General features: G+C 36.0%; 12 protein-coding genes. 4 read left to right on the top strand and 8 right to left on the bottom strand.

The annotated features are described in order from the left end of the window. Position 1: 1 nt before the first annotated feature. The gene (gene recG / locus DCS95_RS18805; protein ID WP_116772342.1) at positions 2-2,107 is read right to left on the bottom strand and encodes an ATP-dependent DNA helicase RecG; all 2,106 of its coding nucleotides are present in this window, start codon (positions 2,105-2,107) and stop codon (positions 2-4) included. A 78-nt stretch (positions 2,108-2,185) separates the two neighbouring features. On the opposite strand from recG, the gene DCS95_RS18810 reads away from it, so the two are divergent. Further along, the gene (locus DCS95_RS18810) at positions 2,186-4,273 is read left to right on the top strand and encodes a M1 family metallopeptidase (protein WP_116772343.1); all 2,088 of its coding nucleotides are present in this window, start codon (positions 2,186-2,188) and stop codon (positions 4,271-4,273) included. 2 nt (positions 4,274-4,275) lie between these two features. Continuing rightward, positions 4,276-5,190, top strand: a complete 915-nt coding sequence (locus DCS95_RS18815) for a patatin-like phospholipase family protein (protein WP_116772344.1) — start codon at positions 4,276-4,278, stop codon at positions 5,188-5,190. A 79-nt stretch (positions 5,191-5,269) separates the two neighbouring features. Here DCS95_RS18815 and DCS95_RS18820 read toward each other — a convergent pair whose 3' ends face one another. From DCS95_RS18820 to DCS95_RS18835, 4 genes are all read right to left on the bottom strand, one after another. Further along, on the bottom strand, positions 5,270-5,788 hold the full coding sequence (locus DCS95_RS18820; protein ID WP_116772345.1) for a DUF7935 family protein: 519 nt from the start codon (positions 5,786-5,788) through the stop codon (positions 5,270-5,272). An 83-nt stretch (positions 5,789-5,871) separates the two neighbouring features. Then, positions 5,872-6,642, bottom strand: a complete 771-nt coding sequence (locus DCS95_RS18825; RefSeq protein WP_164674241.1) for a hypothetical protein — start codon at positions 6,640-6,642, stop codon at positions 5,872-5,874. A gap of 25 nt (positions 6,643-6,667) precedes the next feature. Beyond that, entirely contained in the window at positions 6,668-8,224 is a 1,557-nt protein-coding gene (locus tag DCS95_RS18830; protein WP_116772347.1) for an FMN-binding glutamate synthase family protein, read from the bottom strand. Between the two features lie 5 nt (positions 8,225-8,229). After that, a complete protein-coding gene (locus DCS95_RS18835) occupies positions 8,230-9,540 on the bottom strand; it encodes an amidohydrolase (RefSeq protein ID WP_116772348.1) in 1,311 nt (436 codons plus the stop codon). Positions 9,541-9,807: 267 nt separating this feature from the next. Here DCS95_RS18835 and DCS95_RS18840 point away from each other — a divergent pair, with 267 nt between their 5' ends. Both DCS95_RS18840 and DCS95_RS18845 read left to right on the top strand, forming a co-directional pair. Further along, positions 9,808-12,066 carry an ATP-dependent helicase gene (locus DCS95_RS18840; RefSeq protein ID WP_407658233.1) on the top strand — a complete coding sequence of 753 codons (2,259 nt, stop codon included), beginning with the start codon at positions 9,808-9,810 and terminating at the stop codon, positions 12,064-12,066. Between the two features lie 42 nt (positions 12,067-12,108). Continuing rightward, positions 12,109-12,729 carry an L-threonylcarbamoyladenylate synthase gene (locus tag DCS95_RS18845; RefSeq protein ID WP_116772350.1) on the top strand — a complete coding sequence of 207 codons (621 nt, stop codon included), beginning with the start codon at positions 12,109-12,111 and terminating at the stop codon, positions 12,727-12,729. A gap of 81 nt (positions 12,730-12,810) precedes the next feature. On the opposite strand, the gene DCS95_RS18850 is transcribed toward DCS95_RS18845, so the two are convergent. From DCS95_RS18850 to DCS95_RS18860, 3 genes are all read right to left on the bottom strand, one after another. Next, on the bottom strand, positions 12,811-13,665 hold the full coding sequence (locus tag DCS95_RS18850; protein WP_116772351.1) for an OmpA family protein: 855 nt from the start codon (positions 13,663-13,665) through the stop codon (positions 12,811-12,813). Positions 13,666-13,763: 98 nt separating this feature from the next. Continuing rightward, positions 13,764-14,765, bottom strand: coding sequence for a glycosyltransferase family 2 protein (locus DCS95_RS18855; RefSeq protein ID WP_116772352.1), 1,002 nt, complete (start codon positions 14,763-14,765; stop codon positions 13,764-13,766). A 12-nt stretch (positions 14,766-14,777) separates the two neighbouring features. After that, on the bottom strand, positions 14,778-15,224 hold the full coding sequence (locus DCS95_RS18860) for a type I restriction enzyme HsdR N-terminal domain-containing protein (RefSeq protein WP_116772353.1): 447 nt from the start codon (positions 15,222-15,224) through the stop codon (positions 14,778-14,780). Positions 15,225-15,247: the final 23 nt, after the last annotated feature.

Here is a 15,247-nt window from a genome sequence, read left to right on the forward strand (position 1 = left end):
ACTAACTAATATACGTCCAGATATTCTTATGCTTTACCAACTGGGCATACATATGTCTAATAATTAGATTCTCTGGTTTACTAAGAGATGGGTCTTCTTTTAGAAGCTGTAATGCATAGAAGCGAGCAGATTTTAGAATATCATTATCCTTAACGATATCAGCTATTTTTAGATTTAGGAGTCCGCTTTGTTGGGTGCCCATGATATCTCCGGGTCCACGCAGTTTTAAATCTACCTCGGCAATTTCAAAACCGTCATTGGTAGCCACCATAGTCTCCAGTCTGGTTTTTGAATCATTAGATAATTTATGACCGGTCATAAGAATACAATAGCTTTGATCTGCACCACGACCAACACGCCCACGTAATTGGTGTAGTTGTGAAAGACCAAAACGTTCGGCACTTTCAATAATCATTACCGATGCATTAGGTACGTTTACACCTACTTCAATAACCGTAGTGGCTACCATAATTTGAGTATCGCCTTTTACAAAACGGTTCATTTCATAGTCTTTATCGGCAGGCTTCATTTGCCCGTGAACTATAGAAATCTGGTATTTTGGTTGAGGAAAATCGCGAGCAATACTCTCATAACCATCCATAAGGTCTTTGTAATCCATTGCTTCAGATTCTTGAATCAATGGGTATACCACATAAACTTGTCGCCCTTTTTCAATTTCATCACGTATAAATCGAAAAACTTTTAGTCGGTTAGCATCATAACGGTGTACTGTTTTTATGGGTTTACGCCCTGGCGGCAATTCGTCAATTACCGAGATATCCAGATCACCATATAAACTCATGGCTAACGTTCTTGGTATAGGTGTTGCAGTCATTACCAATATATGTGGAGGAAATTCATTCTTATGCCACAGTTTAGAACGTTGTGCTACTCCAAAACGATGCTGCTCGTCGATAATAGCCATACCTAAATTCTTGTATTTTACTTTATCTTCTAGTAGAGCATGGGTACCTATGAGTATATTTAATTGGCCGCTTTCCAACTGTTCGTGAATTGGTTTACGTGCAGATTTTTTAACGGAGCCTGTTAACAAAGCACAGGTAATCTCCGTTCCTTCCAGTAATTCAGAAATGCCCTGAAAATGTTGATTAGCAAGTATTTCCGTTGGCGCCATTAAACAAGCTTGAAAACCGTTATCGATGGCCAACAACATGGTCATTACGGCAACAATGGTTTTTCCTGACCCTACATCACCTTGTAGTAAACGGTTCATTTGGGCATTACTGCCCAGATCTGCTCGTATTTCTTTTATAACTCGTTTCTGTGCTCCTGTAAGTTCAAAAGGTAATTTATTATTGTAGAAATCCTTAAAGTATTCGCCAACTTCAAGAAATGGGAAGCCTTTGATCTTTTTCTTTCTAGAAACATTTTTCCCAATAAGTTGTAGTTGAATATAAAAAAGTTCTTCAAATTTTAATCGGAACTGCGCCTTAGCCAAAAGTTCTTGATTCTTTGGAAAGTGAATATTAAACATAGATTCACTCTTGTTCAATAGTTTTAATTCATACAGTAACTTGTCAGATAGGCTTTCGGTGAACTTGCCGTTGATTTCAATGAACAGTTGCTGCATCAGCTTACTGATGACCTTATTGGTAATGCCTTTATTACTTAACTTTTCTGTAGATGGGTATACGGGTTGCATGTATACTTTTGTACCCTGCTGGTGTTCTTTTAAAGGCTCCATTTCTGGATGTGGCATTGAAAATGTACCATTATACCAATTGCACTTACCAAAAATGACGTAAGGTAGGTTTAGTTTTAGATTTTCACGAATCCATTTTTGACCTCTAAACCAAACCAATTCTATTTCGCCGGTATCATCTTTAAAACGGGCTACTAATCGCGTTCCCCTTTTCTGTTCAACAGTTTTTATATTGATTATTTTTCCAATAATCTGCACATCGGCATTACTACGTTGTAACTGACCAATTTTATAGTATTGGGTTTTATCTATGTATCGATTTGGGAAAAGATTCAGCAAATCTTGATAGGTTTCTACCCCTAATTCAGACTTTAAAGTTTCGGCCCTATTTGGACCGACACCTTTTAAGTATACTATGGGAGTTTGCAAGAAATTTGCGTTCATAGTACTAAAATAGGCTTTAGGTAGATTTGCGACAAACTAAAGTATTAAATTTGATTTTCTACAAGCTTATTAATTTGCATGAAAAAAATAGTTTTAGCCTTTGTTCTTTGTTTTTGTTTCTATTCTTATGGGCAACATCAAGATAGGGTAGACTTTATTAAGGCTAAGGTTTACTTAAGCCCTATACCTGAAGAAAAAATGATTAAAGGTGGGGTAATCTATCGCTTTAATGTGTTACAAAATGTTGACTCTATATTTCTTGATGCTAAAAACATAGATTTTTTAAAAGTAGAGCTTGATGGAAACAAGACTGATTTTACTGCAACAGGAAAGACCATTTCCATTGAACATAAATTTAAAAAGGGGGCATCACATAAACTGCTTCTTGAATATGTAACGAAACCCAAACAAACGGTCTATTTTATTGGTTGGGATGATGATGTAGAAGGCAATGAGCAAATATGGACGCAAGGGCAAGGAAAATACACCAGCTATTGGCTTCCTAGTTTTGATGACATGGAAGAAAAAGTAGAATTTGATCTTACTATTGAAGCCGATAAAAAATATCAAGTCATTGCGAATGGTAATCTACTTTTAAAAACTAACAATGATGGAGAAGATCCTATTTGGTTATTTGATATGAAAGAACCAATGAGCAGTTATTTACTGGCTTTTGCCATGGGTAAATATGATAAGCAAGTATTGACCTCTGAAAGCGGTGTAACCATTGAAAACTATTATTATCTTGATGATAATTTAAAAGTGGAACCCACGTATAGATACACAAAACGGATATTTGATTTTTTTGAAAACGAGATAGGAGTAGCCTATCCTTGGCAGAATTACAAACAAGTACCTGTACATGATTTTTTATATGCAGGTATGGAAAATACGAGTGCTACTTTTTTTTCTGATGCATATTTTATCGATTCAACTTCTTTTATTGATAGAAATTATGTCAACATCAATGCTCATGAATTGGCACACCAATGGTTTGGCAATTTGGTGACGGAAAAGAATAGTGAACACCATTGGTTACATGAAGGTTTTGCTACATATTTTGCCTATTTGGCTGAAAAAGAGATTTTTGGTGACGATTATTTTTATTGGAAATTATTTGAGACGGCAAAAGTATTAAGTGATATTTCAGAAAAGGGAGAAGGGGAGAGCTTGCTAAACCCGAAGGCTAGTAGTCTTACTTTTTATGAAAAAGGGGCATGGGCTTTAGCTATGTTGAAGGATGAAGTAGGAGAGGATGATTTTAAAGAAGGAATAAAAACATACCTAAATAAATATAAGTTCCAAAATGTAACCGTTTCAGATTTTATTGTTGAAATGGAATTAGCTAGTGGTAAAGATTTAGGTGAGTTCAGAGAAGTTTGGCTCGTCAATGAAACTTTTAACTTTGAAATTGCTAAGGCTTACCTGGAAAAGAGTAATAGATTTTTGAAACATTTTTTTGAATTTCAAGAAGAAATAGATGCCACCGATGTGTTAGATGATGAAAAACTAAAGTTGATGTGGCACTCCGAAACTCCCTGGCAATTTAAATCTCAAATTATTAAAGATTATATATCTCAAATATCTGATTCATCTCTTAAAAAGATACTTGCCAATGAAAAATCTATTAAAATCAGGCAGAGTATTGCAACATCCAAAAAGAATATACCAGAAGATTTAAGGTCTTATTTTGAGTCATTATTAGAAGATGAAAGTTATTCTACCAAAGAGGTTATGTTGTTTCGTTTGTGGGATGCATACCCTGATAATCGAAAGTTGTACTTAGATCAAACCAAAGATATAAATGGACACCCAAATAAGAATGTACGGTTACTTTGGCTTACATTGGCATTGTTTACGCCAGATTATAATTCTACAGAAAGTATTAATTATCATCGAGAGCTAGTTAGTTATACAGATGCTAAATACAATCCTGAAATACGACAAACTGCTTTTCAATACCTTTTTGAAATAAAAGCATTAAATGATGAAGCCTATGCTAATTTAATTAAGGCTACAAACCATCATTCTTGGCAATTTAGAAATTATGCTAGGGGATTACTTGATACCTTATGGGGAGATGAAGAACAGAAAAAAGAAATTGAAAAGGTTGCAAATCAACTAAATTCATCAGATTTGCGTTATCTTAAAACGAAATTAAATTAATAATGAAAGCATTAGTAATTTCCGGTGGTGGTAGTAAAGGAGCCTTTGCAGGTGGTGTTGCCCAATACCTTATACAAGAAGAAGGTAGAAAGTATGATATTTTTGTAGGTACTTCTACCGGTAGTCTTCTAATCTCTCATTTAGCTTTAGGTAAGTTAGATAAGATCAAAGAAATTTACTCTAATGTAAATCAAAAAAGTATTTTTAATAATTGTCCTTTTTTGGTTAAGAATATTCGTGGTAACGAAGAGATTTCAATAAATCACTGGAATGTTTTACGCAATTTTTTAACAGGGAAAAAGACTTTTGGTGAAAGTGAAAACCTAAGAAAGCTTATTGAAAAAAGTTTAACCCTTGAAGAGTTCGAAACTTTAAAAAATGGAGATTCAGATGTGGTGATAACAGTTTCTAATTTGTCTTTAAATCAAGTCGAATACAAATCAATTAAAGATTGTACGTACGAGGATTTTTGTGATTGGATTTGGATTTCTGCCAATTACACGCCGTTTATGAGTTTGGTTCGCAAAAACTTTTGCGAGTATGCAGATGGCGGTTTGGGAAGCATTGTTCCCATTGAAGAAGCTATTAAACGTGGGGCAACAGAGGTAGATGTAGTCGTGTTACATACAGAAGTTAATTATATGAATAGGGTTGCTTCTCGCAATCCGTTTGAATTAATTACTACGATGATGAGTTTTATTCTTGACCGAATAGAAAATCAGAACATTAGAATAGGAAAATTGGTTGCCAACCAAAAGAATGCTATAATCAACTTATTTTATACGCCAACGATACTAACAACTAATTCTTTAATTTTTGATAAGGCAAAAATGACCCTTTGGTGGAAAAGGGGTTATTTGTATGCAAAGAATAAAAACGAAGAAACCAACCCTATTGAACCTAATGAGAACGAGTAAGATTTATTATAATTTAAACGATAAAAAAAAATGCTTTCTTTATAGAAAGCATTTTTTTATTCTTAGTGTTTTTTATTGATTACCAAAGGTCACCAATTTCTTTTTTTACGAATGTTAGGGCAGTGGAAGATGGTGAAGTTTTTTCCATTGTTTCATTCAAAATATCTTCTCTTAGCTTATCGGCAGTTTCTGTATTGCTCATCGCAGCTTTTCTAATCATTTGAATTGTTGCGCTCTTAGCTGCTTTAATTATATTCCAGCATTCATCGGTCATATATATTTGCTGTGAAAGGTTGTGATCAAATTCGGTCTCTATACTTTTGATCAATAAGTTTTCATACGCATTTTTATCATCACTTTGTGGAGCTACACGTACTACCAAGCTTGGTATTGCAATTCGTTCTAAAAACAAAGCCATACGTTCATAGGCTTGCAGACGCACGGGTAATGTATCTTTTTGAGAGTCTTTATGTAAAAGAAAACGTCGTCTTCCTTCTTCATTATTGGTATGCATTCTAAAAAAATAAAAAGCAATAGCACCGGTTACGACTGAAGGTAGTAGATATGCGAATAATTGAAAAATTTGGTCGGAGTTCATTTTTTAATCAGTTATGTTTTACGAAACAAGAACGTCCAAATTTTTCAATTAGTATAGTACTTCATCGATGAAATACAAGTATTTTAATTTTTAACGTCTCCCTTGGCCATATCATAAAATGCTTTATAATCTGGTTGAAACTTAATTTGCAACGATTCTCGTAAGCCACCGTCTTGTCCCACAGCAATTACGCGCTCTCCGTTTACACCAAAATCCTTGATTAAAATACTGGCAATGGCGGCAGCTTGCTGCAAGGCAATATTCATTTCTCCTGTAATATTTAAGCTAGCAACGGTAATAACACTTTTAGGGTTTGCATTGGCAACCTTAGCTACATTCTCAATCCAACCTTTCGACTCGCTTGAAGGATTCAGTCCAACACCATCAGTAAAGAAAAAATCTAATTTTTCTGAAATAATAACCGACCCATCGGAAACACTAACTTTAGCATTCTCACCTAAAGCTTGCTTTGCATTTGTCAATATTACAACAGCGGTAGAATCATTACTTGAAACGGCATCTGTTATACCTTTTAATTGTTTTTCCTTGCGTTCTAGGGTTGCTAATGTTTTATTGATATTCTCGGTATTTTGGCTTGATAATGTCGCAAAACTGTTGAGATTCTTCATTAAAGTTGCATTGGCATCTTGTAGTTCGGTTACTTGAGATTGGTATTCTTCCGAACGTTGATTGGCCAATTTCTCGTTTCGTTGAGAAGTGCTTACCATTCTAGATATCGAATCTAGCTTATATTTTAAATCTTGATTTTGCTCAATTAATTCACTTTTTTTCTGAGCTTGAACAGAACTCAAGGCCAATAGAAAAATAGCTGAACTTAAAAAAAATCGTTTCATAGTAATATGCATTAAATAGGTTAATCTAATTTTTGCCGCCAAGATACGAACAGTCTTTTAAATCTTGTACACTTGTAAACGGTACTTTGGCTTTATTGTATCCATATGTAGATGCCAAGCTTTTATTTAAATCGTTGTCGTCTACGTTTACTTGAACATCATCCATGGTAAACTGGCTTGGGTGTTCATAACCGGCAGCATGGGTAATCTCTAAAAATTCTTTTCTGAAAGTGCTAAAGTATTGTGCTAAACGGTCAGATTTCAAAGGGATATTTATACCCTTTTGTAACCATTTACTTTGTGTCGCAATACCCGTTGGGCATGTGTTGTTGTGGCAGGCTTGTGCTTGTATACAACCAATGCTCATCATAGCTTCTCTTGCTACATTGATACAATCAACCCCCATTGCAAATGCCATAGCGGCTTTGGCAGGAAAACCTAATTTACCAGATCCGATAAAAACAATTCTGTCCGTTAGTTTTCTATTCAAGAAAACCCTGTAAAGACTAGAGAAGCCGTATACCCAAGGTAAAGAAACATGGTCTGCAAATGATGGCGGAGCGGCACCTGTACCACCTTCACCGCCGTCTACTGTTATAAAGTCAGGGCCTTTACCGGTTTCTAGCATTAAATCTGCCAGTTCTTCCCATTGGTCTAATTTACCTATAGCTCCTTTTATACCAACAGGTAATCCTGTTACTTCTGCTATATCTTCAATAAATGCTACTAGTTCCGGTACGTTTGAGAATGCCTTGTGTGTTGCTGGTGATAGTACATCTTTGCCAACTTCTACGCCTCTGATCTCAGCAAGCTCGGGAGTAATTTTTGCTCCGGGCAATACTCCGCCTTTCCCAGGTTTTGCTCCTTGAGATAATTTTATCTCTATGGCTTTGATAGATGGATTGTCTTCGACTAATTTTTTCATCTTCTCCATTGAAAAATTTCCATCAGGAGTTCTTACTCCAAAGTAACCGGTACCAAAGTGAAAAACAATATCACCACCATGTTTATGGTAGGGGGAGAGTCCGCCCTCGCCCGTATTATGGTATGCTCCCGCTTTTTTGACACCTTTGTTCATTGCTTCTACGGCAGCAGCGGATAAGGAACCAAAACTCATTGCAGATACATTTACAATGCTGCTCGGTCTAAAAGGTTTTCTTCTATTATTGTGTTGCCCCATAACCTTAGCGCATGGCAAAAAATAAGGGTCTATGGCATTTGGGTGCCCTTCAGGAACAACAAAGCCCATCATTCTATTTTTTACGAAAATATGCTGGTGAGCGTAAAGGTCTCGATCAGAACCAAAACCTTCATAGTTATTTTCTTTTTTTGCCGAAGCATAGATCCAGCCTCTTTCTATTCTGTTAAACGGAAGCTCTTCTCTGTTGTTGGCAACAAAATACTGTCGCATTTCTGGACCTATACTTTCTAACCAATACCTCAAATGCCCAACAACAGGGAAGTTATGTTTTATAGTATGTTTTTTTTGAATAAAGATATCCCAGATAGCTACTAAAAAAAGAAACAAAAAAATCCAAGCCCACCACGGTGGACTTGGAATAGTATTTAAAATTTGACTCATCAAAATTATCCTTTTGGTTTAATGTCTAAACGTGGTGTTAAATCACTGTTTAAATAATCAATGCTCATTTCGGTAAGTGCACGAACTCCTAATAGTAAGTCACTATCATCAATTAAAAAGTCTGGTGTATGGTGTGGGTAAGATTCTGTATTACCGGGAGTCATTCCTCCTAAGAAAAAGAAGAAACCTGGTGCTTCACGTTGAAAGTATGAGAAATCTTCTGCTCCAGTAACCGCTTTTTGTGTTTGTACATTAGCTTCGCCAGCAACTCTTTTAATGGTAGGTAGCATTTGCTCTACCAATTCTGGGTTGTTATAGGTAATGTCCGTAGCATCTTTAATGACACAAGTTGCTTCGCCACCATAGGCTTTTGCAATATCACTTACCATTTCTACCATGCGCTTATTCAGCTTGTCTTTCATGTCATAGTCCAATGTTCTAATGGTACCGATCATTTCTGCAGATTCTGGAATAATATTAAAGCGTACGCCACTTCTAATTTTTCCAACCGTAATTACTGCTGCTTCATTAGTAAGATCAGTCTCTCTACTGATAATAGATTGTAGACCGTCGATAATTTTAGCGCTGATTAAAATAGGGTCAACACCAGACCATGGTTGAGACCCGTGAGATTGTTTTCCTTTAACGTTAATGGTAAATTCCTGTGCCGCTGCCATAGTACCGCCAGACTTGTATTTAATAACGCCAACCGGGGTTTGCGAATTAATGTGCAGACCAAAAATGGCATCAACTTTAGGGTTGTCCATAACGCCTTCTTTAACCATTAATAAAGCTCCGCCTTCTTCTCCTGGTGGTGGTCCTTCTTCAGCAGGTTGAAAAATGAACTTGACAGTTCCTTTTATCTTATCCTTGTTTTTTGACATAACCTCTGCAACACCCATTAAAATAGCAGTATGGGTATCATGGCCACAAGCGTGCATAACACCTACTTCTTCGCCCATGAATTCTGTAGTGACCGTAGATTTAAAAGGTAAGTCATTTCTTTCGGTTACAGGTAAGGCATCAATATCTGCTCTAAGTGCCACCACTTTGCCAGGTAAATCACCTTTTAATAAACCTACAACACCAGTATGTGCTACACCGGTCTGTACTTCGATACCTAAAGACTCTAAGTGCTTGGCTATTTTTTCCGCTGTTTTAAATTCTCGGTTTCCTAATTCAGGATTTTGGTGTATTTCTCTTCTCCAATCGATTACCTTGCTTTCAATAGCCTTGTAATCTTTTTCAAGATTAGGTCCTTGTGCCTGTACGGATACTCCGAAAAGTACAAGAGCCATCAATCCTAGTTTTCTCATAATGTATATTTAAAGTTAGTTAAAGTAGTCGTTTAACAAATATATTGATGAATCCTGCATAATACTAAGATTAAGGTAGTGATTTTTCATTTATTATGAAATTGAAAAAAATAGCCGTATTTGTTTATAAATCTAAGTAAGTTCACTTTTACTATCCCTCAATAATAGCTAAATTCACGCCTCTAAAAGAAAGAAAATTTGAGCTCATTTATAGATGAATTGAACGATGCCCAAAAATCTCCCGTTTTGCATAAAGACGGACCGTTAATGGTTATTGCAGGGGCAGGATCTGGCAAAACCAGGGTATTGACATATAGAATTGCACACCTAATGGCACAAGGTGTAGACTCTTTTAACATTTTGTCGCTAACATTTACCAACAAGGCGGCACGTGAAATGAAAGAAAGAATTGCGCAAATTGTTGGTGCATCCGAAGCTAAAAACCTTTGGATGGGAACCTTCCATTCCGTATTCGCAAAATTATTACGTATCGATGGAAATAAACTTGGGTACCCGGCAAACTTTACCATTTACGATACACAAGATTCGCAAAGGCTTATTGCTTCCATTATCAAAGAAATGGGACTCGATAAGGATATCTATAAGTACAAGCAGATTCAAAACAGAATTTCCTCTTTTAAGAACAGCTTAATAACGGTAAAGGCCTATCGTAACGATCCAGATTTGGTGGAGCAAGATGCCATGGCCAAAAAGCCGAGAACCGGTGATATTTATGAGAATTATGTAGACCGCTGTTTTAAAGCGGGCGCGATGGATTTTGATGATTTATTGCTTCGAACCAACGAGTTGTTGACACGCTACCCAGATGTACTGATGAAATACCAAGACCGATTTAGGTATATTTTGGTTGATGAGTACCAAGATACCAACCATTCTCAGTATTTGATCGTAAAAGCATTGGCAGATCGCTTTCAGAATATTTGTGTTGTGGGTGATGATGCTCAAAGTATTTATTCATTTAGAGGGGCGAACATTAGCAATATTCTGAACTTTCAGAAAGATTATGATAACGTAGGTATGTACCGTTTGGAACAGAACTACCGATCTACCCGTAACATTGTAAATGCTGCAAACTCTGTCATCGGAAAGAATCAAAACCAAATCGAAAAAGTAGTTTGGACGGATAATGACGATGGTGGGGCGATAAAGATTCATAGAAGCCCTACAGATGCTGAAGAGGGTAGGTTTGTAGCCAATTCTATTTGGGAACATAGAATGCAAAAGCAAATGGGCAATGGTGAGTTTGCCGTATTGTACAGAACCAACTCGCAATCTAGGGCTATTGAAGATGCTTTACGTAAAAGAGATATACCCTATAGAATTTATGGTGGATTATCATTCTATCAAAGAAAGGAAATTAAAGATGTACTGTCTTATTTACGATTGGTCATCAACCCTAAAGATGAGGAAGCTTTAAAAAGAGTGATTAATTTTCCTGCTAGGGGAATCGGAGGTACTACACTAGATAAGTTAGTAGTGGCTGCCAATCATTATAATCGTTCCATTTTTGAGGTGATGGAGAATATAGAGCGAATCAATCTTAAAATCAACTCTGGTACCAAACGGAAACTTCAAGATTTTGTAACCATGATCAAGAGCTTTCAGGTCATGAACGAAACTACCGATGCTTTCACCTTGTCTGAGCATGTCGCCAAAAAAACAGGTATTCTTTTGGAGTTTAAAAAGGATGGAACTCCCGAAGGTATCGGTAAAATGGAAAACATAGAAGAACTATTAAACGGTATCAAAGATTTTGTTGAAGGACAAAAAGAGATCGATGATGCTACCGGTAATATCAGTGAGTTTTTGGAAGATGTTGCCCTTGCCACGGATTTAGATAATGATACCGGCGATGACGATAGGGTAGCGTTAATGACCATTCATTTGGCAAAGGGATTGGAATTCCCGTACGTTTATATCGTTGGTATGGAAGAAGACCTTTTTCCATCGGGTATGAGTATGAGTACGCGTAGTGAGCTCGAAGAGGAGCGAAGATTGTTCTACGTTGCACTCACCAGAGCCGAGAAACAAGCGTATTTGACTTATACCCAAAATAGATATCGTTGGGGGAAATTAATTGATGCCGAGCCTAGTCGTTTCTTAGAGGAAATTGATGAGAAATATGTTGAAAATTTAACGCCTGTAGATGGCGGTTATCGTTACAAATCGCTTATTAATGCCGATATTTTTGGTGAAGTTGACAAGAGTAAATTACGACAGCAAAAACCGGTTAAAGGTACACCGCCGCTCGTAGGGCAACCGAACCCAAATCAATTAAAGAAACTTAGAAAAATAAAGCCGCAGTTATCCGAACCTGTGGGTAATACGAATAAAATTGACCCTAACTTAGCTGTAGGGTCCCTAATTAACCATACCCGTTTTGGTCGTGGTAAAGTGGTAAAAATTGAAGGTACCGGTAATGATAGAAAGGCAGAAATAGTATTTGATAAAGGCGATATTAAAAAACTGTTGCTGCGTTTCGCAAAGTTAGAGGTGATCGGATAGTTTTGGTATATTTAATATCAATTTGGTTTAAATGCTAGTGCTATGGCAGAGTTTATTAGGATATACGAAGAGAACCCTAACCCCAAGGAGATAAAAAGGGTGGTGGAAGTGTTGCGTAAAGGTGGTTTGGTTATTTATCCAACAGATACTGTTTACGGTTTAGGCTGTGATATTACCAATACGAAAGCTTTGGAGAAAATTGCCCGAATTAAGGGAATAAAATTAGCGAAGGCAAACTGGTCTTTTATTTGTACCGATTTAAGTAACCTCTCAGATTATGTTAGACAAATTGATACGGCTACTTTTAAAATATTAAAGAGAGCCTTACCAGGACCGTATACCTTTATTCTACCAGGTAATAATAACTTGCCAAAAGAATTTAAAAAGAAGAAAACCGTTGGTATTCGCGTACCTGATAATAGCATAGTTAAAGCTTTGGTGGAAGAATTGGGGAATCCTATCGTTTCTACTTCAATTCGCGATGAAGACGATGTTTTAGAATATACTACCGATCCCGAATTAATTTATGAGAAATGGAATAATCTGGTCGATATTGTAATAGATGGCGGATATGGTGGTAACGTCGGTTCTACCATTATTGACGTTTCCCAAGGTGAGCCAGAAGTTATTCGTGAGGGTAAAGGAGATTTAGATATTATATAAATAACTTTTTATTTTAAATTTTAAGCATAAAAAAAGCGGCTCAATTGAGCCGCTTTAATTTTATAATAATACAATCAATTGTTAGTTGTTGATTGCAGGATCTTTCATTCCTTCTTCGATCATGCTATAGAACTGATCGATTTTTGGAAGAACAACAATACGTGTTCTTCTGTTTTTAGATTTTTCCGTTGAAGATACCGGTACATATTCTGATCTACCAGCAGCAGTCATACGCTTAGGGTCAACATTGAAATCGTTTTGCAAGATACGTACAACAGCTGTAGCACGTTTAACACTTAAATCCCAGTTGTCCAATAAAGAACCATTTCCTCTATAAGGTACGTCATCTGTATGACCTTCAACCATAAATTCAAAATCTGGCTTATTGTTAACCACTTTCGCTACTTTACCTAGAACCTCTTTTGCTCTTCTAGTTACGTTATAGCTACCGCTGCTAAATAACAACTTGTCTGAAATAGATACGAAAACAACTCCTTTTTCAACGCTGATTTCGATATCCTCATCATCCATATTTCCAAGCACACCTTTTAAGCTTTGTACCAAAGAAAGGTTTACAGAGTCTCTACGTGTAATAGCGTCATTTAACTTACGAATAGTTAAATCTTTTTCTTGTAAGCTCTCTAAAGACTTTTCTAAGTTTTCAGCACCTTTTGTTGTCAAAGTTGTTAGGTTGCCCATATTGTTGATCAACTCTTGGTTGTTCGCTTTTAAAAATGCATTCTGATCTTCTAAAGTTTGAAGTCTAGATGAGGCAGTTGCTTTTTCTTCTAAACAGTCATTTAATTTTACCGTTGCAGAGTTCAATAAGTCTTGTGCATTTTTGTGTTTTGCTTCAAGATCTGCATACTTCTTTGATGATACACAAGAAGAAAGTAAAAGTGTTACTCCAAGACATCCTAATAATACTTTTTTCATAATTTGATTCTATTATAATAATTTAGTTATTTACTTAATTTCACATTTAAGTGACATCAAAATTATAGAATTACAAAGTCAATTATATGTGTTGTTAGTTAATCTTTTACTAAAATGTTAAAATTACTTATTCTATGTACGAAGTAAGACCATACAATGGACTTCGTTATATAGTATTTTCTTAGGAATTGCGTTTTTTCCCGTTTTTTGTACATTTTTCTAAATTGTCTGTAAAAGCTTAAATGAGCTCTAAAAATAGCGAAAAAGTGTTTAAATCTTAATTGAAAAAGAAATCGTATTGCCGCAATGCCATCTAGCAGTAATCTTAAGAAGATGATAATAAAAGCCTTTCTTCTTGGTAGGTTCTTTGTAATGGAGAAAAGTGTGTTCCTAAAATTTAAATAAGTTTTCTTTGGGTTCATGTTACTCAAGGTAGAACCGCCTAGGTGAAAAACATGAGAAGTACCTACATATAATATTTTGTAACCATGGTTTTTTGCTCGCCAGCAAAGGTCAACTTCTTCTTGGTGTGCAAAATAATCTTCATCAAAACCGTTAAGTTCGTGAAATACCGATTTCTTTATGAACATGCATGCACCTGTTGCCCAAAATATTTCTCTTATATCGTTATATTGACCGTTGTCTTTTTCTAAGGTTTGAAACAGTCTTCCTCTGCAAAAGGGATAACCTAATTGGTCAATAAAGCCACCAGCTGCTCCTGCATACTCAAAATGGTCTTTTTTAAGTAGGTCTAATATTTTTGGCTGTATAATTGCGGCATCAGGTACATTGTTGAAGGTTTCCTTAATTGGAGTGAGCCAATTGGGAGAAACTTCTACATCTGAGTTTAGTAGACAAAAGATGTCAGCATCAACATGTTTTAGTGCATCATTGTACCCTTTTGTGAATCCACCGTTCTCCGTATTTTGAATGATTTTAACCGTCGGATAGTTTTTGGTTACGAAAGTAACCGAGCCATCTGTTGAAGCATTGTCGGCTACGTAAATATCGGCTCCTTCAGAATATGAGATAACAGAAGGTAGGTACCTTTCTAAAAGCACTTCACCATTCCAGTTTAATATGACTACGGCTATCTTCAAAACGATCGCAAATTAACGGCTAAAATCAGGAATTTCGTGCATGAATTGGTATTTTTCCGCAACAAAGTCCATTTGACAGTAATAATGGGAGAGTCCGTTAGTAACCATTAAGTAGTTAGCATTAAGTTTAAAGTTGTACTGCGCAATCTGATCAAAGGTGTTTTGAGAAATTGTTACTTCGGGCGCTTTGCATTCCACCAGTATGTCTAGCTTTCCGTCTGGTTTAAATACTACAATATCATATCTCTTCTTTAATCCGTTTAAAGTGATCTGTTTTTCAACGTTGATATGACTAATTGGATATTTTTTTTCTTGTATTAAAAATTTCACCACATGTTGTCTTACCCATTCCTCTGGAGTAAGCACAATAAATTTTTTACGTATTTCGTCAAATATTAAGGGTCTATTTTCGCTATTTTTGACCCTGAAAGTGTAGCTAGGAAAATTTAGTGGCTGCATTATACAAAGTTGATGAATTTTTC

Origin of the sequence: Maribacter litoralis, assembly GCF_003075045.1 — a bacterium.
GTDB classification, from domain to species: domain Bacteria; phylum Bacteroidota; class Bacteroidia; order Flavobacteriales; family Flavobacteriaceae; genus Maribacter; species Maribacter litoralis.